Source organism: Streptomyces sp. TLI_185 (assembly GCF_003814765.1).
GTDB lineage: Bacteria > Actinomycetota > Actinomycetes > Streptomycetales > Streptomycetaceae > Streptomyces.
The window spans coordinates 2627043-2651226 of sequence record NZ_RKRB01000001.1 but is presented as its reverse complement, the minus strand read 5'-3'; the positions used below and the strand labels follow the sequence as shown (position 1 = coordinate 2651226).

Sequence of the window (24184 nt, the reverse complement as noted above, 5' to 3'; positions counted from 1 at the left end):
CGGCGGTGCGGCAGCGGCTTTGGGGGGCGCGGGGATCGGCAGCGGCTTTCAGGGGTGCCGGGATGGGCAGCGGCTGTTAGGGGCGTGGGGAACTGCGCGACCAGCCACAACGCAGCCGCAGCCGCGCAACGGCATATCGCGGCACATGATCAGGCGCTCGGGGCGGGGCCGAACGGGGGACACCCCCGCTCACCCACCGCCGTATCCCCCGCCCAGCCCGCGCACGCGACTACGCTCTGCGCCGGATCCGAGCCAATGGGCACAGAAGGGGGCAAGATGGTCGTTCAGCCGGTCGAGGTGACGGAGCCGAACCCTGCAGCCCCGAGCCGCACCCGGCCCCCGGCCCTTCGCCGCCGCCTGCCGACCGCCCTCGCCCTCCTCGTGGCGGCGCCCGTCCTGGCGGCCCTCCACGCGGTCCGCCCCGCCCCCTATGGCGACCACTTCGCCGCCCACGCCTCCTACGCCCGCGAGGGCCACCGTCCGCTCGCCGTGCTCCCCGCGCGCGGGGACACCGTCACGCTCTGGGACGACGGGGTGGTCACGGCGAACGACGGCGCCTCCGTCCGCTGGCACCGGGCGCTCCCTGCGGCCGACGACTGGCTGCCCGCCCACGGCGGCACCGGAGTGCTGCGCCCCCTGGGCCGGGGAATCCTCGCCGTCGTCACCCCGCCCCGCATCGCCGGCTACCGCCTCGCCGACGGCGACCTGCGCTGGGTGGTGCCCGCACGCGAAGGGTGCGTGTTCACGCCCGAGCGTGCCGTACGTCACGCCGGAGCGCTGATCGTCGCCCAGCCCTGCCCGGCGGTGGCGTGGACGTCCCAGCTCATCGCCGTCGACGACCGGGGGCGGATCACCCCGCACCGCACCCCCCTCGGCAACGACGTTCCCGGCAGGCGGCCCGAACACCCGAACACAGAAAAAGTGCTTGCACGGCCCCGTTAGACTTGGCCCATGGCCATTCTCCTCGCGCATTAGACGGCGGGAACGCCTCAGCCGCCCACCCGTCAACCCTTTCTGCCCTGGAGCCTGTCCGTGATCTCCGCCTCCGGTATCGAGCTGCGCGCCGGTGCCCGCGTCCTCATCGAGTCCGCCTCCTTCCGTATCGCCAAGGGCGACCGCATCGGCCTGGTCGGCCGCAACGGCGCCGGCAAGACCACCCTGACCAAGGTCCTGGCCGGAGAGGGCATGCCGGCCGGCGGCACGGTCACCCGCTCCGGCGAGGTCGGCTACCTCCCGCAGGACCCCCGCACCGGCGACCTCGACATCCTCGCCCGCGACCGGATCCTCTCGGCGCGCGGTCTCGACGTACTGATCCGCAAGATGCGCGACAACGAGCAGCGCATCGCCAACGGCCAGGGCGCGACCCGCGAGAAGGCGCTGAAGCAGTACGAGCGCCAGGAGACCGAGTTCCTCACCAAGGGCGGGTACGCCGCCGAGGCCGAGGCCGCCACCATCGCCGCCGCGCTCAACCTGCCCGACCGGGTGCTCGGCCAGCCGCTGCACACGCTCTCCGGCGGTCAGCGCCGCCGTATCGAACTGGCCCGCATCCTGTTCTCCGACGCGGACACCCTGCTGCTGGACGAGCCGACGAACCACCTCGACGCGGACTCGATCGTCTGGCTGCGCGACTACCTGAAGACCTACCGCGGCGGCTTCATCGTGATCTCCCACGACGTCGACCTGGTCGAGACGGTCGTCAACAAGGTGTTCTACCTGGACGCCAACCGCGCCCAGATCGACATCTACAACATGGGCTGGAAGCTCTACCAGCAGCAGCGCGAGTCCGACGAGAAGCGCCGCAAGCGCGAGCGGGCCAACGCCGAGAAGAAGGCCGCCGCCCTGCATTCGCAGGCCGACAAGATGCGCGCCAAGGCCACCAAGACGGTCGCCGCCCAGAACATGGCCCGGCGCGCGGACAAGCTGCTCTCCGGCCTGGAGGCGGTGCGCCAGAGCGACAAGGTCGCCAAGCTGCGCTTCCCCGAGCCCGCACCGTGCGGCAAGACGCCCCTCACCGCCGAGGGACTGTCGAAGTCGTACGGCTCACTGGAGATCTTCACCGACGTCGACCTGGCGATCGACAAGGGCTCCCGCGTCGTCATCCTCGGCCTCAACGGCGCCGGCAAGACGACCCTGCTCCGCCTCCTCGGCGGCGTCGAGAAGCCCGACACCGGCCAGGTCGTCGAGGGACACGGCCTCAAGCTCGGCTACTACGCCCAGGAGCACGAGACCCTCGACCCGGAGCGCACGGTCCTGGAGAACATGCGCTCGGCCGCCCCCGACCTCGACCTCGTCGAGGTGCGCAAGACGCTCGGCTCGTTCCTGTTCTCCGGCGACGACGTCGACAAGCCGGCCGGAGTGCTGTCCGGCGGCGAGAAGACCCGCCTGGCGCTCGCGACCCTGGTGGTCTCCTCCGCGAACGTCCTGCTGCTGGACGAGCCGACCAACAACCTCGACCCCGCCAGCCGTGAGGAGATCCTCGGCGCCCTGCGCACCTACAAGGGCGCCGTCGTCCTGGTCACCCACGACGAGGGCGCGGTCGAGGCACTGCAGCCCGAGCGGATCATTCTGCTGCCGGACGGCGTCGAGGACCTGTGGGGCGCCGACTACGCGGACCTCGTCGCCCTCGCCTGAGAGCGCTGGAGAGTCAGCACAGCTTGATCGAAGGCGTGATCCACAGCGTATGGATCATTCGGCCGATCCGTGATCCATCATCTGTGTGAGATCTCCTCGTACCGAGGTGTGTCCTACATCCATTTCGCGGCCGAGCCCTTTATCGACAAGGGCTCGGCCGTCGTACGTCTCTGACCTGGCACTTCATAAAAGAACCCGTTCGGCGGTACGAACGCAGTCGGGGGGAATTACTGATTCCACTTGTGGGGATGCGCTCCTGTCGTCAAAACCCTGTCTCACGGACCTTGCCGAATGGGTGGCCATGAAAGCCCGGAGGGGTGATCATGAGGGGACCAGAGCGCACTTCCCATGAGGAGGCACGGGTGGCCGAGACTCTGAAGAAGGGCAGCCGGGTAACCGGCGCCGCGCGCGACAAGCTCGCGGCAGACCTGAAGAAGAAGTACGACTCCGGTGCGAGCATTCGGGCGCTGGCCGAGGAAACCGGCCGCTCGTATGGCTTCGTGCACCGGATGCTCAGTGAGTCGGGCGTCACGCTGCGTGGGCGTGGCGGGGCGACGCGGGGCAAGAAGGCCGCCTCGTCCTGATCCCGGGCGGCCCATCGGCTTCGATGGTGGCCACCCGGTCGGTCGGCAGATCGGCCGGGTGGTTACTGTGCAGTCACTTAGCTTTGCGCTTTAGCTTGCTCTGCTGACCGCACTCATCGGAGGCACTCCATGGCTTCGCCTGCCCAGGACCTCGGTCCGGTACTCGACAAGGACGGCGTACGGCTCACCGTCGACGACGCGATCGCCACGGTGACGCTGACCAACCCGGCCAAGCGCAACGCGCAGAGCCCCGCCATGTGGCGTGCGCTCGCCGAGGCCGGGCGGGTCCTGCCGGGGTCCGTCCGCGTCGTCGTGCTGCGCGCCGAGGGGCAGTCCTTCTCGGCCGGGCTCGACCGGCAGATGTTCACGCCCGAGGGAATCGAGGGCGAGCCGACGTTCATCGACCTTGCGCGCAGCAGCGACGGTGAACTCGACGCGAGCATCGCCGAGTTCCAGGCCGGCTTCACCTGGTGGCGGCGGAGCGACCTCGTGTCCATCGCCGCCGTCCAGGGCCACGCCATCGGCGCGGGCTTCCAGCTCGCGCTCGCCTGTGATCTGCGCGTCGTCGCCGACGACGTGCAGTTCGCCATGCGCGAGACCAGCCTCGGTCTGGTGCCGGACCTGACGGGTACGCATTCGCTCGTCGGGCTGGTCGGCTACGCCCGCGCGCTGGAGATCTGTGCGACCGGGCGCGCCGTCCTGGCCGAGGAGGCCGTCAGCACGGGCCTCGCCAACCTCGCGGTGCCGGGCGACCAGCTCGACGGTGCGGTGCGGGATCTGGCGTCGGCGATTCTGGCTGCGCCGCGGGATGCGGTGATCGAGACCAAGGCGCTGATCCGTGGGGCGCAGGGACGGTCCTACGACGAGCAGCGTGCCGCTGAGCGGGCTGCGCAGGCGCGGCGGCTGCGGGATCTCGCCGGTCTCGGGGAGTGAGCCTCCGGCGGTGCCGCGGTGTGTCGTCTTTTGCCTGCAGCGCCGTCGTGGCTGGTCGCGCCCGCGCGGCGGAGCCGCAAATTGACGCAGCCCCGCGCCCCTGAAAGCCGCTGCCGAACCGCTGGAGAGTCAGCTGACCGCTGTCACCAGCACCGCCACCGTCGGGTGATCCGGTAGCGACTCGGTGACCGCCGCGCGGACCTGCCGGGCCACGTCCGATGCTCGGTGGTTCGCGCTCACCGCGAGCTCCACGCGCGCGTGGCGGTGCGGGAGGCTGCCCTCCTCCTGGAGGGTCGTGATGTGCACCGCCGCCCGGCCCAGGCCGCCCGTCAGATGGGTGACGCCGGGGACCATCAGGGCTGCGGTCGCCGCGCGCAGTTCGTCCGCGTCGTCGGGCTCCGCGGCGGGCGGCGGTGCCGGTGCTCGTACCGGGGCGGGTTCCGGGTCCGCGTCCAGCAGGGCCGTGACCCGCAGGTCGACCTCGGCCACCGCCAGGCCCAGGAGTTCTGTCGCCGCGGCTTCCAACGTCGTACGCACCAGGGCCGCCGTCGTCGGCAGCGGCTCGGACGCCGTCGCGGCGAAGTCCGCCGTCACGCGCAGCGGTCCGGGCGGCAGGGCGCTCGGCGGCGGCGGTACGGCGGGGTCGTGAGCGGTGTCCGGGTCGGCGAGTGCGATGCGGAGCGCGTCCAGCCGTACCCCGCGCAGTTCCCCGGCCGTGCGCCGGAGCACCGCCTCGGCTGCCTCCTCCGAGATCCACGCGCCGTCGTGCGGCCCGCCCAGGGGCAGGAGCCTGCCGAGGCCCAACTGATGCCGTACTGCCTGTGCCCACCGTTCCGTCGTCATTCCTCCAGCCTGCCGCATCCCCGGCGCGCGGCGGCGCAACCCCGCTTACCGTGGTCGTAGGACGACGAACCGAAAGGGACGTGCGGCGATGACCGACATGACGGAGCAGAACCGGACGAGGAACCCCCAAGGAACGAGCGAGGCGACGGACCCCCCGACGATGCGCAAGGCGCAGCCGACGCGGCGCGGCGGAGGAGACCCCGCCACACGGGGGCGGACGACGATCGCCGACGGGGTCGTGGAGAAGATCGCCGGGCTGGCAGCCCGGGACGTGGTCGGCGTACACGCCCTGGGCAGCGGGCTCAGCCGCACCTTCGGAGCCGTGCGCGACCGGGTACCCGGAGGGTCGAAGTCCGTGACACGGGGTGTGAAGGCCGAGGTCGGCGAGGTGCAGACCGCGCTGGACCTGGAGATCGTCGTCGACTACGGCGTCTCGATCTCCGACGTCGCCCACGCCGTGCGGGAGAACGTCATCGCGGCGGTGGAGCGGATGGCGGGCCTCGAGGTCGTCGAGGTCAACATCGCCGTGAGTGATGTGAAGCTGCCGGAGGAAGAGGACGAGGAGCCGGAGACCCGGCTCCAGTGACCCGCCGGCGACCGGACAACCACCACCGGACCGGACAACCGCACCACTGAGGGGAGCGCACGATGAGCAGGGCCATGGTCGGCATGATCGCCGGAATGGCGCTGGGCTTCGCCGGATACTTCGGCGGCTTCGGCGCCTTCGTGCTGGTGGCCGCCCTGGGCGCCATCGGGTTCGTCGTCGGCCGGTTCCTGGAGGGGGATCTGGAGATCGGCGACTTCTTCCGTACGCGTGACGACCGTCGGCGGTGAGCACGGTGAGCACGGTGAGCGACGGTGTCGGTGAGCTGCGCAGACCCACGGCCACCGTCGCGCCGGGCGAGCGCGGGGCCACCAGGATCGCCGACCGGGTGGTCTCGAAGATCGCCGCCCAGGCGGCCCGGGAGACCCTCAGCGACCAGTCCGAGGACACCTCACCCCCGCACGCCACCGTCGTCATCCGCCCCCACTCTCGGCTTCGCTCGAGCGGGGGGACCCCCATTGCGGCAGCCCACGTCCGCATCCACATCGACCTCGACTACCCCTGCGACATCGGTGCCCGATGCGCGGATGTGCGTCGACATGTCGCTTCGCGGGTAGGCGCGTTGGTGGGCATGGAGGTGCCGGAGGTGGCCGTCCACGTGGAGCGGCTGCATCTGACCCCGGCACACGGCGTGGCACAGGGGAGGACGCGATGAGCGAGCCCCAGGGCTCCGAGGGCACCACACAACGACTGCCGGTCATCGAGAAGGCACCCGCGGACGAACCGGCCTACGGGCCTGCGCCGTCCGGCCACGACGGCGATCAGGGCCGCTTCTGGTCCGCGCGCCGCATCCCCGCAGGCATCGTGGCGCTGCTGGTCCTGGCGGTCGCGGGCCTGTTCCTGTACGACATCGCGGCCGTACGGGCGCACCGGCCCGCGATGGCGTGGCGGCGCGAACTCGCCCGTGGGCTCGCCGAGCACCACCTCGACGACACCTGGGTGCTCGTCGGCGCCGGCGTCGCCGCCGTCCTCGGCCTCTGGCTGGTCGTGCTGGCGGTCACCCCCGGTCTGCGCGGGGTCCTGCCGATGCGGCGCACCCACGCCGACGTCCGCGCCGGACTGCACCGCGAGGCGGCGGCCTTCGTGCTGCGCGACCGCGCCATGGAGGTCGCCGGCGTCCAGTCGGTACGGGTCCGGATGCGCCGCGCCCGTGCCGACGTGTACGCCGTCTCGCACTTCCGCGAACTGGGCGACGTACGCGCCGACCTGAACGCCACGCTCGACGACGCGATCAGGGGTCTGGGGCTCACCCACCCGCCCGCGCTGTCGGTGCACGTACGGCGTCCCGGACGGAAGGGGTGAGGGCGATGCTCAGGATCGTCAACCGGGTACTGATCGGGATCGTCGGACTCGCCCTGCTCCTGCTGGGCGGCTCCGTCCTGGCAGTCGGGCTCGGCGCACCGCCCCCGTCCTGGTGGATCCATGACGGCCGGCACGACGTCCTGCTCAGCGACGCCGAACGCACCCGCTGGCAGGGCTCCGGCTGGTGGTGGCCGACCGTCATCGCCGTACTGGCCGTCCTGGTCCTGCTCGCCCTGTGGTGGCTGACCGCGGTCCTGCGCCGGCGCCGCCTCGCCGAGGTCCTGGTGGACACCGGCGACGGCGAGGGCGCGCTGCTGCGGGGCCGGGCCCTGGAAGGCGTACTGGCGAGCGAGGCGGGCGAGTTGGAGGGCGTGGCGCATGCCCGTGCCCATCTCACCGGCCGCCGTACCGCCCCCGAGGCGCGCGTGCGACTCCTCCTGGAACCGCACGTGGACCCGGGAACGGCCCTGCACGAGCTCACGACCCGGGCCCTGATGCACGCACGCAATTCCGCGGGTCTCGCCGCATTTCCCGCCGAGGTGCGGATGAAGGGCGTCAAGCACCGTGCCGAGAGGGTCAGTTGACGGTCAGAACCCGTGCCGCATTCCGCCGTCGACGGGGATCATGATTCCCGTCAAATAGGAAGCGGCGGGCGACAACAGGAAAGCCGCCGTCCGCCCGAACTCCTCCGGTGTGCCGTAACGCCGCAGCGGAATACGGGATTCGTTGGCGGCACGGGTGGCTTCGGGATCGGCGGACAGTCCGTCCAGTTCACGGACCCGGTCGGTGTCGATACGGGAGGGGAGCAGGCCCACGACCCGGATGCCCCGGGGCCCCAATTCGTCGGCGAGGGACTTGGCGAACCCGGCAAGGCCGGGGCGCAGCCCGTTGGAAATGGTGAGCGCGGGAATCGGCTCGTACACCGAGGCCGACAGCACGAACCCGATGACACCGCCCTCCTCCAGCTGCGTGGCGGCCTCCCGGGCAAGCCGCACGGCCCCCAGGAAGACGGACTCGAACGCCGTACGCCACTGGTCGTCCGTGTTGTCCGCGAGGAACCCGGCCGGAGGCCCGCCCACGCTGATGAGGATGCCGTCGAAGCGGCCGAACCTCTCACGGGCCGCCGCGATCAGCCGCGCCGGGGCCTCGGGGTCGGCGTTGTCGACGGCCACCCCGTGGGCATCGGGCCCCAGCTCGGCCGCCGCGTCGGCGACCCGCTTCTCGTCCCGCCCCGTCACGACCACCTTCGCGCCGTCCGCGACGAGCTCACGCGCGGCGGCGTTGCCGAGGCCCCGCGTGGCCCCGGTGACGACGTACACCCGGTCCTTCAGTCCAAGATCCATGGCCCCTATCCTGCCTCGTCGTCCCCGAACAGGGCGAGGGCGGTGTTCACCAGGCCGACGTGGCTGAAGGCCTGCGGGAAGTTGCCGAGCTGGCGTTCGTCGGCGGGGTCGTACTCCTCGGACAGCAGACCCACGTCGTTGGTGAGCCCCACCAGCCGTTCGAACAGCTCCCGTGCCTCCTTCTTTCGGCCCGTCATGTGCAGTGCGTCCGCGAGCCAGAACGAGCACACCAGGAACGTGCCCTCGTCGCCGGGCAGCCCGTCGACCGTCGTCTCGTCGGTGCTGTAGCGGCGCAGGAAGCCGTCGTGGCCCAGCTCCTCACGGATCGCGTCGATGGTGCCGACCACGCGCGGGTCGTCCGGCGGCAGGAATCCGACGCGCGGGATGAGCAGGAGCGCGGCGTCGAGTTCGCGGGAGCCGTAGGACTGCGTGAACGTGTTCCGCTCGGTGTCGAAGCCCTTCTCGCACACCTCGCGGTGCACCTCCTCGCGCAGTGCGCGCCAGTCGTCGACATCGCCGCTGAGCTTCGGGTTCTCCTCCAGTGCTCGCACGGCACGGTCGGCGGCCACCCACACCATGATCTTGGAGTGGACGAAGTGGCGCCGGCCGCCGCGCACCTCCCACAGCCCCTCGTCGGGCTGCTGCCACTGCGCGTGCAGCCAGTCCATCAGGGAGGCCTGGATCGCCCACATGTGCGGCTTGGTGGACAGGCCCGAACTCCGGGCCAGCGACAGCGAGTCCAGGACCTCGCCGTACACGTCCAGCTGCAGCTGGTTCACGGCCTCGTTGCCGATCCGTACGGGCGTCGAATCCGCGAAGCCGGACAGCCAGGACAGCTCGAACTCGGGCAGCCGCCGCTCGCCCGCCAGGCCGTACATGATCTGCAGGTCGGCCGGGTCGCCCGCGACCGCACGCAGCAGCCAGTTCCGCCACGCCTCGGCCTCCTCGTGGTAGCCGCACGCCAGGAGTGCGCCGAGGGTGAGGGTGGAGTCGCGCAGCCAGCAGTAGCGGTAGTCCCAGTTGCGCACCCCTCCGAGCTCCTCGGGCAGGGAGGTGGTGGGGGCGGCGACGATGCCGCCGGTCGGGGCGTAGGTGAGGGCCTTGAGAGTGATCAGGGAGCGCAGCACGGCGTCGCGGTGGGGACCGTCGTAGCGGCATGCGGCGGACCACTTCTGCCAGTCCTTCACGCTGGTGCGCAGCGCCTTGTAGGGGTCGATCTGGGGCGGACGCGGGTGGTGCGAGGGGTGCCAGGTGAGGACGAACGCGACCTTCTCGCCCTTCTTCACGGTGAACTCCGAGTGTGTGCCGTAGTCCTCGCCCCAGGTGTGCACCGGGGGTTCGGTGCGCAGCCACACCGAGTCCGGGCCGGCGATCGCCACCCGGTGGCTGTTGGTTTTGCGCATCCACGGCACGATCGAGCCGTAGTCGAAGCGCAGCCGCAGCGTGCTGCGGACGGTCACCTTGCCGTGCAGGCCCTCGACGACGCGTACGAGGTCGGGGGCGCGATCGCGCTGCGGCATCAGGTCGGTGACGCGCACCGCCCCCTCGTCGGTCTCCCACTCGGTGTCCAGAACGAGGGTGCCGGGGCGGTAGGCGCGGCGGGTGCAGTGGCCCTTGGCGCCCTTGGGTGCGATGCGCCAGTGGCCGTTCTCCTTGTCGCCGAGCAGCTTGGCGAAGCAGGCAGGCGAGTCGAAGCGGGGCAGGCACAGCCAGTCGACCGAGCCGTCCCGGCCGACCAGGGCCGCGGTCTGTTCGTCGCCGATGAGGGCGTAGTCCTCGATACGGGGGTGCACGGAGTTGCGGGTTCCCACAAGGGCCGCAGGGCAATCCGGGGCGGGGCCGGGGGAGTGACCGGCGCGTGGCTACACCGCCGCAGGTTCCGCTTCCTCCGCCTGTTCCTTGGCGGCCGCTTCCTCCCGGTCACGGCGCTCGCGTCGTACGAGCACCCACCAGCCCACCGGGACACCGGCGGCGAACAGCCACCACTGGATCATGTACGCGTAGTTCAGCGGGGCGTCCTCGCTGCCGGGGTCGGAGATCTGCTCGGGGCTGTTGCCCTTCGCCTCCGGCGCCGTCTGCTCGATGTAACCGCCGAGGACCGTGGCCCCGAGCCGCCGGGCCTGCTCCTCACTGTTGATCAGCATGACCTGCCGGTCCGGCAGCCCCTTGATCTCCTTGATGCCGCTCGCCGCGGTCGTCTCGTCGGCCTTCAGCCGCCCCTTGATGGTGACCTTGCCGGCGGGCGGCGCGGGGATCTTCGGGAAGGTGGTCTGCGCCCCGTTCGCCGGGATCCAGCCGCGGTTGACCAGCACCACCTTGCCGTCCGTCAGGACGAACGGGGTCAGGACATGGAAGCCGACCTCGTCGTCGGAGTTGGTGCGGCGCCTGACGACTTCCTCGCGGGCGGTGTCGAAGGTGCCCGTCGCGGTGACGGTGCGGTATTTGTCGGCGCTGGTGACCGCGTGTCCGGGGGAGGTGAGTTGCTGCACGGGGACCGGCTTCGCGTGCAGCGCCGCGGAGACCAGGTCGTTGCGGGCGGTGCGCATCTCGTAGCGGTGCTTCTGCCAGATGCCCAGCCTGATCATCGTGGGGATCAGGAGGAGGGCGATCAGGGTGAGGATCACCCACTGCCGGGACAACAGGAAGCGGTACACCCCACGACCGTACAACTCGGTCGTGGGGTGCATTCGGGCGGGTAGCGGGTTACACCTTGTCGACGATGCCCACCTTGCCCTCCTCGCGGGCGCAGTGCGCTCCGCAGAACCACTGGCCGTCGACCTCGACTCCCTGCCCGATGATCGACACACGGCAGTGCTCGCACACGGGTGCCATGCGGTGGATCGCGCAGGAGAAGCAGTCGAAGACGTGCACTGCTCCCTGCGCATGCACCTCGAAGGTCATTCCGTAGTCATTGCCACATACTTCACAGGTCGCCATGCGCCACAGGGTGAGCCGTCGCCGCCGCGCGGGCGAGCGGGCGGCGGGCGAGTCGCGCGGCAATCACCCGTCCGTACGGGTCATCCGTCGGCGGGCTCCACATCCCTGAGCAGCTGTCCGAACGCCGCCTCGTCCACCACCGGAGTCCCGTACTGCCGGGCCTTGACCACCTTCGACGTACCCGAGTCAGGGTCGTTCGTGACGAGCAGGCTGGTCAGCCGGGACAGGCTCGTCGCGACATGCAGCCCCGCCTCGACCGCGCGGTCCTCCAGCAGCTCCCGCTCCACGGAGGTGTCCCCGGAGAAGGCGATCCGCATGCCCTGCTTGAGAGGTTTGCCGTCTTCATAACGGCCTGGGTTGGGATATGGACATACGGGCCTTTTGCGGGAGGGGCGCCAACTGCTCGGCCGATAGCTGCCGTAGCCCCCGCTCTGCTGTCCGATCCGGGGCGCGGGCCGGTCCGCCCACTCCGTCAGCGGCCGGCACTCGTGCAGCGGCAGCCGTACGCCCCCGGCCGCCGCGGCCGCGAGGCTCGGCCGGAACGCCTCCGCCAGCACGCGCGCGTCGTCCAGCGCGTGGTGCGCGCGCTGCTGTACGACGCCGAAGTGGGCGGCCAGCGACTCCAGCTTGTGGTTGGGCAGCGGCAGACCCAGCTCCTTGGAGAGCGCGATGGTGCACAGCCGCTGCCGCACCGGCGCCTCGCGCTCCGCGCGCGCGTACTCCCGCGCGATCATCTGCCAGTCGAAGACCGCGTTGTGCGCGACGAGCACCCGGCCCTCCAGCCGGGTCGCGAAGTCCTCGGCGATGTCCTGGAAGAGGGGCGCGCCCTCGAGCGCCTCGCTCGTCAGACCGTGGATCCACACCGGTCCCGGGTCCCGCTCCGGGTTGACCATCGTGTACCAGTGGTCCTCGACCTCGCCGCGCGCGTCCAGCCGGTAGACGGCCGCGGAGATTATCCGGTCGTCCCGGGCCAGGCCGGTGGTCTCCACGTCAACGACCGCGTATCCCTGCGGATACGCGGCCGGCCACGCTGTGGGCGAGGACGCTGCGGTCGGAAGGTCTTCGAGCATGGTCCCTGAGGATACGGGCCGGCACTGACAGTCCTGTCCGTCAGGTGGCCTTCCACGACGGTCTGTTCGAGTGCCGCGAATGGCGCGAATGTCTGTGCCCACGGCTATGGACCCTTTCGGCAGCCGGTACAAGCGTGCTGCCCGCCCGGCGTGTGACGGTCGACGGAAGGGCGGTACGGCTATGGCACGCGTACGGTACGGGGCACGGACCGAGGCGGAGATCGCCGCCGCGCGCACAGCGGCCGCGAAGCTTCCCTACATCTGGTCCACCGGGCTGGTGGCCCAGTGGGAGACCGACCCGGACGCGCTCGCCGCGGTGCTGCCGGCGCCCCTGAAGCCCACGGGCCGGCCCCTGGTCCGGGTGAACATCAGCAGGGTCGACCTGCCCGGACACCCGCTCGGCGCGGGCTCGTTCGCGGTGGCCGCCTCGCACGCGGGCGTCGACGGCTGGTACCCGCTCGTCATGCCGATGACCCACGAGCGGGCGCTCATCTGCGGCCGTGAGGTGTTCGGGGAGCCCAAGAAGCTGGGCGAGGTGACGGTCGAGCGCGACGGCCTCGTCGTCCATGCCTCGCTCGCCCGGCACGGCATCGCCTTCGTCGAGGTGCGCGGTGCGGTGAGCGGACAGCTGCCGCTGCCGGGGCCGGGCCGGAAGACCGACTTCTACTTCAAGTTCCTTCCCGCGGTGGACGGTTCGGGCTTCGACGTCGATCCGGTGCTGGTCCACTGCCTGCGCAACGAGAAGGTGCGCCGGCTGGAGCGGGTCACCGGGGAGGTCGTCCTGCGCGAGTCCATGCACGACCCGGTGACCGACTTCCCGGTCCTCCGGCTCGTCGACATCACCATCGGTGAGAAGACCGGCGACCAGCGCGGCAAGGTCGTCGAACGGGTCAGCGCGGAAGACCTGTTGCCGTACATCCACCAGCGTTACGACGATCCGCGGCAGATCCTCGACGCGCCTCCCGAGGGGCGGGCGTGATGCTGTGTCTGCCCGGGGACAACCCCCGGACCCCCGGCAGGGAGAGGCGTGACCGTGGAGCTGACAGCTGGACAGGTCGCCGTCAGACATCCCGGTGACCGAGACCCGCCGCATGCCAGCCCGACGACCAGGCGGCCGTGACGGCGTCCTGGGCGCGCTCGCGCGAGGTGGGCCGGCACTGGCTGACCGACCACGACTTCCCGGTACTGGGGGTGGACCGATGAGCACAGAGGATCGCTACACCGTCATTTCCGCCGTCTGCCACGCGGGCGCCGACCTCCTCGACTACAAGCCCTACTTGGAGAAGCGCTGTCACGACGAGTTCGACGCGTGGGCGGCGACGTACGTCAACCCGCACGAGAATCTGCTCGCCGACACGGCCGACAAGAGTCTCGGCGTCCCCGTGAACCACCACGGAGGCTCGGCCTCCCCGCCGCTCGGCGACGAACCGGCCGCCCGCGGTCTTCATGGTCGAGGCGACCTGGTTCGCCCACCGCGCACTGTGGCACCTGGTCTTCGGCGGCGCCTTCCGCCGTCATCCCGAGCTGAAGCTGGTGCTGACCGAGCAGGGCTCGGGCTGGATCCCCGGGGTGCTCGACATGCTGGACTACTACCACGGCCGCCTGGTCGCCGCCGCGGCGAAGGCGACCACCGCCGAGTCCAGGTTCGGCGCGGGCCTCGCCGCCCGCATGGGCAAGCCGCCCTCCGAGGTATGGCGCGACAACTGCTTCGTCGGCGCCAGCTTCATGCGCCCCCACGAGGTGCCCCTGCGCGACCGCATCGGCGTCGACAAGATCATGTGGGGCAGCGACTACCCGCACGACGAGGGGACCTACCCGTACTCCAGGGAGGGCCTGCGCATCGCCTACGTGGGCGTGCCGCGCGACGAGGTCGCCGCCATGATCGGGGGCAACGCGGCCCGCGTGTACGGCTTCGACCTGGACCTGCTGGACCCGATCGCGGCGAAGGTGGGGCCGACGGTGGCGGAGCTGGCGCAGCCGCTGACCGAACCGCCGGCGGACGCGACGAGCCCGGCGTTCGCCCGGGGAGCGTCGGTACGGGTGTGGTGACGCCCGCAGTGGGATCCTCCCGGTGTGACGGAACCAACGCATGCCGGCGAGGCCCACGGGCGCGCACTGGGTGAGCGGCTGAACTGGCTGCGCGCGGCCGTGCTGGGCGCGAACGACGGCATCGTCTCCACCGCCGGCCTCGTCGTCGGGGTGGCCGGCGCGACGGACCACCGCTCGGCCCTGCTCACCGCCGGGCTGGCGGGCCTGCTGGCAGGGTCGATGTCGATGGCCGCCGGGGAGTACGTGTCCGTCTCCACCCAGCGGGACTCCGAGATGGCCGCACTCGCCCTGGAGCGGCGGGAGTTGCGCGAGCAGCCCGAGGCCGAACTGGAGGAACTCACCGGGCTGCTGCAGGAGCGGGGCATGTCCCACGAGGTGGCCAGAGAGGCGGCCGAGCAGCTGACCGAACGGGACGCACTCAGGGCGCACGCGCGCGTGGAGCTCGGTATCGACCCCGACGAGCTGACCAATCCCTGGCATGCGGCGTGGGCGAGCTTCCTCGCGTTCACCGTCGGCGCGCTGCTGCCGCTGCTGGCGATCGTCCTGCCGCCCGCCGACTGGCGGCTCCCGGTCACCGTGGTCTCCGTTCTGGCCGCCCTCGTCCTCACCGGCTGGACCAGCGCACGCCTCGGCGGCGCCCGACCCGGGCAGGCCGTGCTGCGCAACGTGGCGGGCGGCGCCCTGGCCATGGGGGTCACCTACGCGGCGGGGGCGCTGCTGGGGGCGGCCGGGGTCTAGCAGGCCCGGTTACTGCTGGTCCGCGGCGCCCTCGGCGAGCGGCGGGTGTCCGCGGCGACGTACGGTGAAGTGCGCTCGCCCACCCCCCCGAGCGCACCCATGACACCGCACGAGAAGGACCCTCGCCATGCGCGCCACCACCATCCACGGCCCGTACGACATGCGTGTGGAGGACGTGCCCGAGCCCGTGGTGCAGCTGCCCACCGACGCCGTGGTGCGGGTGCTGCGCGCCTGCATCTGCGGCAGCGACCTGTGGGCGTACCGCGGCGAGGCGGCCCGGCAGCCGGGGCAGCGGATCGGGCACGAGTTTCTCGGTGTCGTGGAGGAGACCGGCAGTGAGGTCTCGAACATCCGGCGAGGTGACCTGGTCGTCGCGCCCTTCATGTGGTCCGACGGCGTCTGCGACTACTGCCGCGAGGGCCTCACCACCTCCTGCGAGCACGGCGGCTTCTGGGGCTCCGTAGGGCACGACGGCGGCCAGGGCGAGGCCGTGCGCGTGCCGTTCGCCGACGGCACCCTCGTCCAGCTCCCCAAGGACGCCGCCTCCGACGACCACCTGCTGTCCGCCCTGCTGACCCTCTCCGACGTCCTCGGCACCGGCCACCACGCGGCCCTCGGCGCGGGCGCCCGCCCGGGAGCCACGGTCGCCGTCGTCGGTGACGGAGCCGTCGGCCTGTGCGCGGTGCTCGCCGCCAGGCGGCTGGGCGCGGAGCGGATCATCGCCCTGGGCCGCCACCAGGTCCGCACCGACATCGCGCGCCGCTTCGGCGCCACCGACGTCGTCGCCGAACGCGGCGACGCGGCCGTCGAGGCCGTACGCGAACTCACCCGCGGACAGGGCGCACACGCCGTGGTCGAAGCCGTCGGCACCGAACAGTCCATGCGTACGGCGGTCAACATCACCCGCGACGGCGGCGCGATCGGCTTCGTCGGCGTGCCGCACGGCAGCGGCACCGGTGTCGACCTCGGTGTCATGTTCGACCGGAACATCGCACTGCGCGGCGGCGTCGCACCGGTCCGCGCCTACATCCCGGAACTGCTGCCCGACGTCCTCGACGGCACCGTCGACGCCTCACCGGTCTTCGACCTGGCGGTCGGTCTGGAGGGCGTCCCCGACGGCTACAAGGCGATGGACGAGCGCACGGCCCTCAAGGTGCTCGTCACCAACGACTGACCGTCACGACCAGCGGATCGGCAGCGGCAGCGCCGTCAGCAGCCCCGACACCAGGACCACCACGCCCAGGGCGGCGACCTCCATGCGCGCGGGGAAGCAGGCGGTCAGCGGGTCGGCGGCGCGACGCAGCCGGATCCGTGCCCACAGGGCGAGCAGCGCGACGGTGACCACAAGGATCACCTTGGCCAGCAGGGTGCGCCCGTACGCCGTTGTCGTCAGCTGGTCCAGGATCGTGTGCGACGGCATGCGGCGCAGCGAACTCCACACCCCGGTCGCGGTGATGGCGGCGAGCAGAACGGCCGCCACGCGCGCGTAGAGACTCAAAAGGGCCGCACCCGTCTCGGAGGGGCCCCATCGGCGCAGCGTCCGCAGCGTGTGCAGCAGACTGCCCGTCCACAGCGTCGCGCACGTCAGGTGCACGAACGTCAGCCCCGACCCGAGCAGCGGGCTGTGTTCGGTCGTGGGATGCGCGCGCAGGGCCTCTGCAACGATGATCGCGGCCAGCGGGCAGACCTGGGTGGCCGGGCGGCGCGAGAGGGCGCAGAGGCCGAGCGCGAGAAAGGCGTTGACCTCGACCAGCGCGAGCTTGCCGTCCCGCGAGTCGTAAAGGCCGCCGACGTTGATGTCGGCAAGGCTGTGCGGCACCAGGTTGCCGGTGGACACGACCGAGGCGAGACCCAGTGCGGCGACGAAACCGGCGGCGGCCGCGTACGGCGCCCAGCTTCGGGGTGCGGATTCCGGAGCGCCGGGCAGCGAACGGGCCAGACGCTTCACGAACAACTCGCCCACCGGCACGCACAACGCGGCGAACAGCACCGCCCGCAGCAGCCCGATGCCGCCGACGCCGGGCGCGGCGGCCTCCCCCGTGCCGTGCAGCGCGGCGGCCGGGCCGAGCAGCGGTATCAGCGCGGCCAGGCCCAGAAGGACGAGTACGGCGACGGTTCGGCCGGCACCGGGGCGCCGTGCGGGCTCCCCGGTCTCGGCTTCCCCGGCCGCGGGTCTTGTCAAAGTCACCTCCCGATGGTTGCCAGCCGCCGCAGAACCGGGCAAGTGGAGTAAGACAACTGGCGTACGGCATTCTGCGCATGGGTACGGTTTCGGGCGTCCCGTGACTCAGACCCAGCGCGCGGGATCCGTGCCCCAGGGGACCGGCGGCCGCGCCCAGTCGGCCGGCCCGCCCGCGAAGGACACCGGCGGCAGGGTGTACCGCAGCCGCCCCAGCGAGCTCTCCGTCTCGGCGAGCCAGGGACCGGGCCCGTCGTACGCGTCGTCGCCCACAGCGCCGGCCCCGATGCCGTTCACGAGCCACTCGGCGGTCCGCGCCAAGGCCAGCCGTACGAACCGGCTGCCGCCCTCGTACGACTGCTCGGTCAGCGCACGCAGCACCGCTGCCGCCAGCAGATAGCCCGTCCCGTGGTCGAGGGCCTGCGCGGGAAGCGCACCCGGCTGCTCCGGGGAGCCCTCGACGGCGGCGATCCCCGAGGCCACCTGCACCAGGCTGTCGAAGCCCCGCCGCTCCTTCCACGGCCCGTAGGCGCCCCATGCCGACACCTGCGCCACGACCACGCCGGGCCGCCGTTCCGCCAGCGCGTGCGGCGACAGCCCGAACCGGTCCAGGGCGCCCGGTCGGTAGCCCGTGACGACCACGTCCGCCGCCGCGAGCAGCTCCTCGAAGGTGCGCCGGTCGGCCGCCAGGTCCAGCGTCGCCGACCGCTTCCCGAAGCCGGTGTCGGCGTGCTGATCGGACAGCTCGGGCAGCTGCGGGGGGTCCACGCGCAGCACGTCCGCGCCCAGCAGGGCGAGCGTGCGGGTGGCGACCGGTCCGGCCAGGACCCGGGTCAGGTCGAGGACCCGCAGTCCGGCCGCCGGCAGCAGCGGGGACCCGTCCACAGGGGCGAGCACGCGCGCGTGCGCGGAGTCGAGCCGTTCGCGCTCCACCAGGGGGCGCGCGGCCACCGCGACGGCCTGTTCGTGCGCGGCCCACTCCTCGGGGCTCCGCAGTGCCACGGCCAGACCCCCGGCCGCGTACACCGCTTCCTCGACCTCCCGCGCGGATCGCTCGGCCAACGCGGTTTCGACGGCGGCCACGTCGTCCGGCGCGCCCAACGCTTCCAGCAGCCGCGCCCGGTGGTGCGGATAGTTCGCGTGCGTCCGCACCCAGCCGTCCGCCGTCCGCCAGAACCGCGACAACGGGGCGAAGCTGACCGGCGCCCGCCCGTCGACCAGCAGATGCCGCTCACTGTGGAAGGCCGCGGCGACGGCGCCGTCGTCCACCCGCACCCCGGGCACCTTGGGGATCCCGCTCCGCCGTGCCCCCAGCTCGGCAGCGGCCAGCGCGCACGCTCCGACGCAGGCCCGCGCCAACTCCCGTACGGGAAGGCGCCCCTGGAGAGCGCCCTCCCGCACCACGGTCGACACCCGCGGGAGAAGGGCGGCATCGCCGCCCAGAGCGGACCATGCGAACTTGATTGCAGTCATGACTGCACTATGCATTATTGACTGAATCAATATGTGGACGGCGGCCCGGAGGCCGCGTCCTGTTTTCTGCCCCGCTTCTTCCGCGCTACTTCGTCACCGCGTCCAGCGCGTCCACCGTGCCCCAGCCGTAGAAGCCGTTGTAGTTCCTCGGCCCCTCGCACACCGCGTCGACCTTGCCGTCCCCGTCGAGGTCGTACGGGTCCGTGCACGCCGTGCCGTCGGCCTCGGCGTACAGCAGGGCCTTCACCAGGCCGGGCGAGGCATGTCGATGGGTTGACTTGATCAATGCGGCGACCGCTGCCACATGCGGCGAGGCCATCGACGTACCGGCCATGTAGCCCCACTTGCCACCCGGCAGAGTGCCCAGGATCAGGCCGCTGGTGGCCGGCGGGGCCGGTGCCTGGTACCGGGTCGAGTCGCCGCCCGGAGCGGCCACGTCGATGATGCCCAGACCGTAGTTGGAGAACGACGACTTGATGCCCTTCGCGCCGGTCGCCGCCACGGTGACCACACCCGGCAACTGGGTCGGTATGTCAAGGCAATTGGACGGGTCGATCACCCGGTCGGAGGGGGTGCCGTCGTTCGGCGAGGACGGATCGGTGATCGAGTCGGACGCCAGGTCGTAGTTCTCGTTGCCGGCCGCCGCGACGTTGACCGTGCCCTTCCTCTCGGCGAACCGCGCGGCCCGGGTGACGGCGTCCACGAGCGCCTTCTGGTCCGGGTCGTCGGTGCAGTTGAAGTACCAGGGATCGGTGTAATAGCTGTTGTTGGTGACGTCCACGCCGTGCTCGGCCGCCCACACGAAGCCGCAGACCACGGCCTCGGTGTAGAAGTAGCCCTTCGGGTTCGCCACCTTGATGCCGGCCACCTTCACGCCCGGAGCGACACCGGTCATGCCGACGCCGTTCTTCGCGGCCGCGATCTCGCCCGCGACGTGCGTGCCGTGCGGGCTCTCCGAGGCGCTGGGGCGCCAGGCGCCGTCGGTCGTGTCCGGCTTGCCCGACACACAGTTGACCGAGGCGCTCCGGTTGAAGTTCGGCGCGATGTCGGGGTGCGTGTCGTCGACGCCGGTGTCGATCACACCGACCGTGACCTTCGGGCTGCCCAGCGACTTCTCGTGCGCCTTGTCCGCCTTGATGGCGGCGAGATCCCACTGCAGGGGCTCCAGTGGGTCCTGCCCGTCGGCGGCCTGAACGCCCCTCAGCTCCTCGGCCGTGAGCGCCTTCGGCGTGCCCATGCCGGTCGTCGACTGGGCGGGCAGCGGCGCGTTGCGGGTGTTGCCGGCCGACTCCACCCCGTGCACCGTGCGGATGGCCCTGGCGAAGCCGGGGTTCGCCGAGTGGACGACGATCACGCCGATCTCGTCGTACGACGTCACGATCGTGCCGCCGGCCTCGGCTATCGCCTTCTTCACATGCGCCGAAGCGCCGTGCCCGGGGAGTACGTTGACGACGTAGCTGAGCGAGCTCGCGTCGTCGGCGGCGGTGGCGGCCGCCGGCGCGCTGTCCGCCGCCGCGGCCGTGCCGTTCGGCAGGAACGCGAGGGCCGTCGCCATCGCCATCCCGAGCGGGATCGCGATCGCGCGGCGGTAGCGCGGGTGAGGCGCTGTCATGTGTCGGTGTCTCCAGTTCGTTCGCGGTGCGAGCGGGGGGCGGACCGTGCGGGAGGTCCGGGGCGGCGCGGTCCCTGTCACCGCGCCGCCCGTGCAGGCACTGGATCTACTTCACCGCGCGCAGCGCGTTGACGATACCGAAACCGTAGAATCCGTTGATCCGTTTGCCGCCCACGCAGGTGGCGTCCACGACGCCGTCGCCGTCGCCGTCGTACGGGCCGGTCGGGCAGCCCGGATTGTCGGCCTGGGCCTTGAGGAGGGCCTGCAGCTGGGCCGGAGTCGCCCACGGATGCGTCGACTTCAGCAGGGCGGCGACGGCCGCGACGTGCGGTGTGGCCATCGACGTGCCCTGCAGGAAGCCGTACGAGTTGTTCGGCATCGTGGAGAGGATGCGGCCGTTCTTCGACGGCGTGTCGGGGATCTTGTACTTGTCGCCGCCCGGTGCCGCGACGTCGATGACACCGTCGCCGTAGCTGGAGTAGTAGGACTTGGCGCCCGTGACACCGGTCGCGCTGACCGTGACCACACCCGGCAGCTGGGTCGGCACGTCGAAGCACTTGTGCGGGTCGACCGTCCGGGTGACCGGCGTCGAGTCGTCGGGGCTCGAGGCGTCGACGAGGGCGTTCGAGTCGAGGTCGTTGTTGGAGTTGCCCGCAGCGGCGACATTGAGCGTGCCCTTGCGCTGTGCATACAGCTGGGCCCTGTTGACCGAATCAACAATTGCACGTTGATCGGGGTCGTCCATGCAGTTGTACTGCCACGGATCAACGTAGTAGCTGTTGTTGGTCACCTCGACGCCGTGGTCGGCGGCGAACACGAAGGCGCACACGACGCTCTCGGGGAAGAACAGCTGGTTCGCGTCCGGCTGGGCCACCGTGATGCCGGCGACCTTCACGCCGGGGGCGACCCCCGCGACACCGATGCCGTTGCGTGCCGCGGCGATCTCGCCCGCCACATGGGTGCCGTGGTAGTGATCGGCGTCCACCGGCCGCCAGGAGCCGTACGTCGTGTCCGCCTTGCCGCTCACACAGTTCGCGGACTGCGAGGCGGAGAAGTTCGGGGCGATGTCGGGATGGGTGTCGTCGACGCCGACGTCGATCACGGCGACGGTCACCTTCCTGCTGCCCGGGTCGACCTTGGCCGCCTTGTCGGCGCCGATCGCCCTGAGGTCCCACTGGTCGGCCTCGAGCGGTTCCTCCCCGGCCGTCGAACTGCCCGCGATCTTCGCGGCCTCGGCCTTGGAGAGGTACTGGACCGCCCCCTCGTCCGTCGTACCCGCCGCGGTCACCGGCGAGGTGCGCGAGGCCCCCGCGGACTGCACGCCGGGCGCCTTGCGTATCTGCTGGGCGAAGGCGGGGTTCGCGGAGTGGACGACGATCACGCCGATCTTGTCGTACGCCACGACGACGGTCCCGCCGGCCTTGGCTATCGCCTTCTTGACCGACTCGATCGTGCGATGGTCCGTCTTGGTGTTGACGAGATACGCGAAGTCTGCCGCGTCGGCCGCCTGTGCCGTGGACTCCGCGCGCGGGGCGGCCTGTGCGGCCGCCGGCAGGAAGCCGAGCGAGGCGGTCAGCGACAGCACGACGGGTACGGCGAGTGCGAGCCGACGTCTGGAACGCAGATGAGCCATGGGATCTCCACATCATCCGGAAACGAAACCGCCCGAGACGCAGGTGCTGCTCGGGCAGGTACATGACGGGCGGTGCAGGCCGAAGCTATCTCCCGAATGCGCTGGCCAGCAATGAGTTGCCCAAGGTGAGTTCGGAAACAGGTCAAGGGAGTTGAACCTGTCCTCGCGTGGCGCCGTGACCTTGGACAGGGAGCACGAGGACACTCGCCCCCGATCCCCGTCACAACCGCATCCGCAACGCGAGGAGACTCCGTGGCCACCGAGACACCGCCCCCCTCGAAAACCCAAGCCCGACTTCCCTCCACCGAGGAGTTCGTCGCGGAGCAGGAGAGTGCGGAGTTCGGTGAACTGCGCCGCTCCCACCGCTCCTTCGCCTTTCCGCTCACCGTCGGCTTCATCGCCTGGTACCTGCTCTACGTCCTGCTGTCGAACTTCGCGGACGACTTCATGGGGACCAAGCTGTTCGGCAACATCAACGTCGCCCTGGTGCTGGGCCTCGCCCAGTTCCTCACCACGTTCCTCATCGCCTGGTGGTACTCGCGGCACGCCGCGACCAAGCTCGACCCCAAGGCCGAGGCGATCAAGTCCCGTATGGAGGGCGACGCATGAGCATCGCGCAGCAGACCGTGCTGGCCGCGGGTGAGGCCAGCGAGCACCGGCCGCTGATCATCACCCTGTTCTCGGTGTTCGTCGCCGCCACCCTCGTCATCACCATCTGGGCGGGCCGCCAGACCAAGGACGCCGCCGACTTCTACGCGGGCGGACGGCAGTTCACCGCCTTCCAGAACGGCCTCGCCGTCTCCGGCGACTACATGTCCGCCGCGTCCTTCCTGGGCATCGCGGGCGCGATCTCGCTGGCCGGATACGACGGCTTCCTGTACTCCATCGGCTTCCTGGTCGCCTGGCTGGTCGCGCTGCTCCTGGTGGCCGAACCCCTGCGCAATTCGGGCCGGTACACCATGGGCGACGTCCTCGCCTACCGGATGCGCCAGCGGCCCGTCCGCACGGCGGCCGGCACGTCCACCATCGTCGTCTCGATCTTCTACCTGCTGGCGCAGATGGCGGGCGCGGGCGTCCTGGTCTCGCTGCTGCTCGGCATCACCAGCGACGCCGGCAAGATCGGGATCGTCGCGCTCGTCGGCGTCCTGATGATCGTGTACGTCACCATCGGCGGCATGAAGGGCACCACCTGGGTCCAGATGGTCAAGGCCGTGCTGCTCATCGCGGGCGCCCTGCTGCTGACCTTCCTGGTGCTGCTGAAGTTCAACTTCAACATCTCCGACCTGCTCGGCAAGGCCGCCGACAACAGCGGCAAGGGGTCGGCCTTCCTGGAGCCCGGCCTGAAGTACGGCCTCACCTCGACGTCCAAGCTGGACTTCATCTCCCTGGGCATCGCCCTGGTGCTGGGCACCGCGGGCCTGCCGCACATCCTGATCCGCTTCTACACGGTGCCCACCGCCAAGGCCGCCCGTAAGTCCGTGAACTGGGCGATCGGCCTCATCGGCGCCTTCTACCTGATGACCCTCGCGCTGGGCTTCGGCGCCGCGGCCCTCATCAAACCGGACGAGATCATCGCCTCCAACAAGGCGGGCAACACGGCGGCACCGCTCCTGGCCCTCCACCTGGGCGGTGTCGACTCCAACTGGGGCGCCATCCTGCTCGCCTCCATCTCGGCGGTCGCCTTCGCCACCATCCTCGCGGTGGTCGCAGGCCTGACCCTCGCTTCCTCCTCGTCGTTCGCCCACGACATCTATGCCAACGTCATCAAGAAGGGCGAGGCCACCGAGAAGCAGGAACTGCGGGCGGCCCGCTGGGCGACGGTCGCGATCGGAGCCGTCTCGATCTGCCTCGGCGCCCTGGCCCGCGACCTGAACGTGGCCGGCCTCGTCGCCCTCGCCTTCGCGGTCGCGGCCTCCGCCAACCTGCCGACCATCCTCTACAGCCTCTTCTGGAAGCGGTTCACCACCCAGGGAGCCCTGTGGTCGATCTACGGCGGCCTGGTCACCGCAGTCGGCCTGGTGCTGTTCTCGCCGGTGGTCTCCGGCAAGGAGACGTCGATGTTCCCCGACGCCGACTTCCACTGGTTCCCGCTGGAGAACCCGGGCATCATCTCGATCCCGGTCGGTTTCCTGCTGGGCGTCCTCGGCACCTACCTGTCCAAGGAGGAGCCCGACAAGGGCAAGTACGCGGAGCTGGAGGTCCGGTCCCTGACCGGCACCGGCGCCCACTGAAAACCCGGTGAACCCACTGAAT

General features: G+C 71.0%; 24 protein-coding genes and 1 pseudogene. 15 read left to right on the top strand and 10 right to left on the bottom strand.

Going from position 1 to position 24184, the window contains the following annotated elements:
* Positions 1 to 276 precede the first annotated feature (276 nt).
* The 4 genes from EDD92_RS12005 (at position 277) to EDD92_RS11990 (ending at position 4148) form a co-directional block, all read left to right on the top strand.
* The gene (locus EDD92_RS12005; RefSeq protein ID WP_260326517.1) at positions 277 to 942 is read left to right on the top strand and encodes a hypothetical protein; all 666 of its coding nucleotides are present in this window, start codon (positions 277 to 279) and stop codon (positions 940 to 942) included.
* A 90-nt stretch (positions 943 to 1032) separates the two neighbouring features.
* Positions 1033 to 2631 (top strand): ABC-F family ATP-binding cassette domain-containing protein, encoded by a 1599-nt coding sequence (locus EDD92_RS12000; protein WP_123964288.1) that lies wholly within the window; start codon positions 1033 to 1035, stop codon positions 2629 to 2631.
* Positions 2632 to 2993: 362 nt separating this feature from the next.
* Positions 2994 to 3215, top strand: a complete 222-nt coding sequence (locus tag EDD92_RS11995) for a helix-turn-helix domain-containing protein (RefSeq protein WP_004002281.1) — start codon at positions 2994 to 2996, stop codon at positions 3213 to 3215.
* Positions 3216 to 3344: 129 nt separating this feature from the next.
* Positions 3345 to 4148, top strand: coding sequence for an enoyl-CoA hydratase/isomerase family protein (locus EDD92_RS11990; RefSeq protein ID WP_123964287.1), 804 nt, complete (start codon positions 3345 to 3347; stop codon positions 4146 to 4148).
* Positions 4149 to 4277: 129 nt separating this feature from the next.
* Here the strand turns inward: EDD92_RS11990 and EDD92_RS11985 are convergent, their stop codons facing one another.
* Positions 4278 to 4991 carry a nucleopolyhedrovirus P10 family protein gene (locus EDD92_RS11985; protein WP_123964286.1) on the bottom strand — a complete coding sequence of 238 codons (714 nt, stop codon included), beginning with the start codon at positions 4989 to 4991 and terminating at the stop codon, positions 4278 to 4280.
* 88 nt (positions 4992 to 5079) lie between these two features.
* Between EDD92_RS11985 and EDD92_RS11980 the strand changes: the two genes are divergently transcribed.
* The 5 genes from EDD92_RS11980 to amaP all read left to right on the top strand — a co-directional run bounded on the left by EDD92_RS11980 (position 5080) and on the right by amaP (position 7481).
* A complete protein-coding gene (locus EDD92_RS11980) occupies positions 5080 to 5577 on the top strand; it encodes an Asp23/Gls24 family envelope stress response protein (RefSeq protein WP_123964285.1) in 498 nt (165 codons plus the stop codon).
* Positions 5578 to 5639: 62 nt separating this feature from the next.
* Positions 5640 to 5825, top strand: coding sequence for a hypothetical protein (locus EDD92_RS11975; protein WP_030947919.1), 186 nt, complete (start codon positions 5640 to 5642; stop codon positions 5823 to 5825).
* A gap of 5 nt (positions 5826 to 5830) precedes the next feature.
* A complete protein-coding gene (locus EDD92_RS11970; protein ID WP_185123993.1) occupies positions 5831 to 6250 on the top strand; it encodes an Asp23/Gls24 family envelope stress response protein in 420 nt (139 codons plus the stop codon).
* Positions 6247 to 6897 (top strand): DUF6286 domain-containing protein, encoded by a 651-nt coding sequence (locus tag EDD92_RS11965; protein WP_123964283.1) that lies wholly within the window; start codon positions 6247 to 6249, stop codon positions 6895 to 6897. Before EDD92_RS11970 ends, EDD92_RS11965 begins: the two co-directional genes overlap by 4 nt.
* 5 nt (positions 6898 to 6902) lie before the next feature.
* A complete protein-coding gene (gene amaP, locus EDD92_RS11960; protein WP_123964282.1) occupies positions 6903 to 7481 on the top strand; it encodes an alkaline shock response membrane anchor protein AmaP in 579 nt (192 codons plus the stop codon).
* 3 nt (positions 7482 to 7484) lie between these two features.
* On the opposite strand, the gene EDD92_RS11955 is transcribed toward amaP, so the two are convergent.
* From EDD92_RS11955 to EDD92_RS11935, 5 genes are all read right to left on the bottom strand, one after another.
* Positions 7485 to 8240 (bottom strand): SDR family oxidoreductase, encoded by a 756-nt coding sequence (locus EDD92_RS11955; protein WP_123964281.1) that lies wholly within the window; start codon positions 8238 to 8240, stop codon positions 7485 to 7487.
* A gap of 5 nt (positions 8241 to 8245) precedes the next feature.
* Positions 8246 to 10033, bottom strand: a complete 1788-nt coding sequence (locus tag EDD92_RS11950; protein ID WP_123964280.1) for a glycoside hydrolase family 15 protein — start codon at positions 10031 to 10033, stop codon at positions 8246 to 8248.
* Between the two features lie 69 nt (positions 10034 to 10102).
* Positions 10103 to 10894 (bottom strand): SURF1 family protein, encoded by a 792-nt coding sequence (locus tag EDD92_RS11945; RefSeq protein WP_311736762.1) that lies wholly within the window; start codon positions 10892 to 10894, stop codon positions 10103 to 10105.
* A gap of 49 nt (positions 10895 to 10943) precedes the next feature.
* Complete coding sequence (locus tag EDD92_RS11940; protein ID WP_078912882.1) at positions 10944 to 11177, bottom strand: hypothetical protein; 234 nt, start codon at positions 11175 to 11177, stop codon at positions 10944 to 10946.
* A gap of 80 nt (positions 11178 to 11257) precedes the next feature.
* Positions 11258 to 12247, bottom strand: coding sequence for a DEDDh family exonuclease (locus EDD92_RS11935; RefSeq protein ID WP_123964278.1), 990 nt, complete (start codon positions 12245 to 12247; stop codon positions 11258 to 11260).
* 181 nt (positions 12248 to 12428) lie between these two features.
* Between EDD92_RS11935 and EDD92_RS11930 the strand changes: the two genes are divergently transcribed.
* The 4 genes and pseudogenes from EDD92_RS11930 to EDD92_RS11910 all read left to right on the top strand — a co-directional run bounded on the left by EDD92_RS11930 (position 12429) and on the right by EDD92_RS11910 (position 16208).
* Positions 12429 to 13226 carry an acetoacetate decarboxylase family protein gene (locus tag EDD92_RS11930; RefSeq protein WP_123964277.1) on the top strand — a complete coding sequence of 266 codons (798 nt, stop codon included), beginning with the start codon at positions 12429 to 12431 and terminating at the stop codon, positions 13224 to 13226.
* A 220-nt stretch (positions 13227 to 13446) separates the two neighbouring features.
* A pseudogene (locus EDD92_RS11920) lies at positions 13447 to 14296 on the top strand (amidohydrolase family protein).
* Positions 14297 to 14320: 24 nt separating this feature from the next.
* On the top strand, positions 14321 to 15034 hold the full coding sequence (locus EDD92_RS11915) for a VIT family protein (RefSeq protein ID WP_123964276.1): 714 nt from the start codon (positions 14321 to 14323) through the stop codon (positions 15032 to 15034).
* 127 nt (positions 15035 to 15161) lie between these two features.
* On the top strand, positions 15162 to 16208 hold the full coding sequence (locus EDD92_RS11910; protein WP_123964275.1) for a zinc-dependent alcohol dehydrogenase family protein: 1047 nt from the start codon (positions 15162 to 15164) through the stop codon (positions 16206 to 16208).
* A 3-nt stretch (positions 16209 to 16211) separates the two neighbouring features.
* Here EDD92_RS11910 and EDD92_RS11905 read toward each other — a convergent pair whose 3' ends face one another.
* The 4 genes from EDD92_RS11905 to EDD92_RS11890 all read right to left on the bottom strand — a co-directional run bounded on the left by EDD92_RS11905 (position 16212) and on the right by EDD92_RS11890 (position 21931).
* Complete coding sequence (locus EDD92_RS11905) at positions 16212 to 17222, bottom strand: CopD family protein (RefSeq protein ID WP_123964274.1); 1011 nt, start codon at positions 17220 to 17222, stop codon at positions 16212 to 16214.
* A 99-nt stretch (positions 17223 to 17321) separates the two neighbouring features.
* Entirely contained in the window at positions 17322 to 18686 is a 1365-nt protein-coding gene (locus tag EDD92_RS11900) for a CoA transferase (RefSeq protein ID WP_123964273.1), read from the bottom strand.
* 85 nt (positions 18687 to 18771) lie between these two features.
* Positions 18772 to 20298 carry a S8 family serine peptidase gene (locus EDD92_RS11895; protein ID WP_123964272.1) on the bottom strand — a complete coding sequence of 509 codons (1527 nt, stop codon included), beginning with the start codon at positions 20296 to 20298 and terminating at the stop codon, positions 18772 to 18774.
* Positions 20299 to 20404: 106 nt separating this feature from the next.
* Complete coding sequence (locus tag EDD92_RS11890) at positions 20405 to 21931, bottom strand: S8 family serine peptidase (protein WP_123964271.1); 1527 nt, start codon at positions 21929 to 21931, stop codon at positions 20405 to 20407.
* Between the two features lie 252 nt (positions 21932 to 22183).
* Between EDD92_RS11890 and EDD92_RS11885 the strand changes: the two genes are divergently transcribed.
* On the top strand, positions 22184 to 22540 hold the full coding sequence (locus tag EDD92_RS11885; RefSeq protein WP_030947878.1) for a DUF485 domain-containing protein: 357 nt from the start codon (positions 22184 to 22186) through the stop codon (positions 22538 to 22540).
* Positions 22537 to 24162, top strand: coding sequence for a cation acetate symporter (locus EDD92_RS11880; protein WP_123964270.1), 1626 nt, complete (start codon positions 22537 to 22539; stop codon positions 24160 to 24162). The genes EDD92_RS11885 and EDD92_RS11880 overlap by 4 nt, the downstream gene beginning before the upstream one ends.
* Positions 24163 to 24184 lie beyond the last annotated feature (22 nt).

Coding starts and splice junctions, on each gene's coding strand:
- EDD92_RS12005 (WP_260326517.1), top strand. CDS start 277: ATGGTCGTTCAGCCGGTCGAGGTGACGGAGCCGAACCCTGCAGCCCCG.
- EDD92_RS11990 (WP_123964287.1), top strand. CDS start 3,345: ATGGCTTCGCCTGCCCAGGACCTCGGTCCGGTACTCGACAAGGACGGC.
- EDD92_RS11985 (WP_123964286.1), bottom strand. CDS start 4,991: ATGACGACGGAACGGTGGGCACAGGCAGTACGGCATCAGTTGGGCCTC.
- EDD92_RS11980 (WP_123964285.1), top strand. CDS start 5,080: ATGACCGACATGACGGAGCAGAACCGGACGAGGAACCCCCAAGGAACG.
- EDD92_RS11975 (WP_030947919.1), top strand. CDS start 5,640: ATGAGCAGGGCCATGGTCGGCATGATCGCCGGAATGGCGCTGGGCTTC.
- EDD92_RS11965 (WP_123964283.1), top strand. CDS start 6,247: ATGAGCGAGCCCCAGGGCTCCGAGGGCACCACACAACGACTGCCGGTC.
- amaP (WP_123964282.1), top strand. CDS start 6,903: ATGCTCAGGATCGTCAACCGGGTACTGATCGGGATCGTCGGACTCGCC.
- EDD92_RS11955 (WP_123964281.1), bottom strand. CDS start 8,240: ATGGATCTTGGACTGAAGGACCGGGTGTACGTCGTCACCGGGGCCACG.
- EDD92_RS11940 (WP_078912882.1), bottom strand. CDS start 11,177: ATGGCGACCTGTGAAGTATGTGGCAATGACTACGGAATGACCTTCGAG.
- EDD92_RS11935 (WP_123964278.1), bottom strand. CDS start 12,247: ATGCTCGAAGACCTTCCGACCGCAGCGTCCTCGCCCACAGCGTGGCCG.
- EDD92_RS11930 (WP_123964277.1), top strand. CDS start 12,429: ATGGCACGCGTACGGTACGGGGCACGGACCGAGGCGGAGATCGCCGCC.
- EDD92_RS11910 (WP_123964275.1), top strand. CDS start 15,162: ATGCGCGCCACCACCATCCACGGCCCGTACGACATGCGTGTGGAGGAC.
- EDD92_RS11900 (WP_123964273.1), bottom strand. CDS start 18,686: ATGACTGCAATCAAGTTCGCATGGTCCGCTCTGGGCGGCGATGCCGCC.
- EDD92_RS11895 (WP_123964272.1), bottom strand. CDS start 20,298: ATGACAGCGCCTCACCCGCGCTACCGCCGCGCGATCGCGATCCCGCTC.
- EDD92_RS11890 (WP_123964271.1), bottom strand. CDS start 21,931: ATGGCTCATCTGCGTTCCAGACGTCGGCTCGCACTCGCCGTACCCGTC.
- EDD92_RS11880 (WP_123964270.1), top strand. CDS start 22,537: ATGAGCATCGCGCAGCAGACCGTGCTGGCCGCGGGTGAGGCCAGCGAG.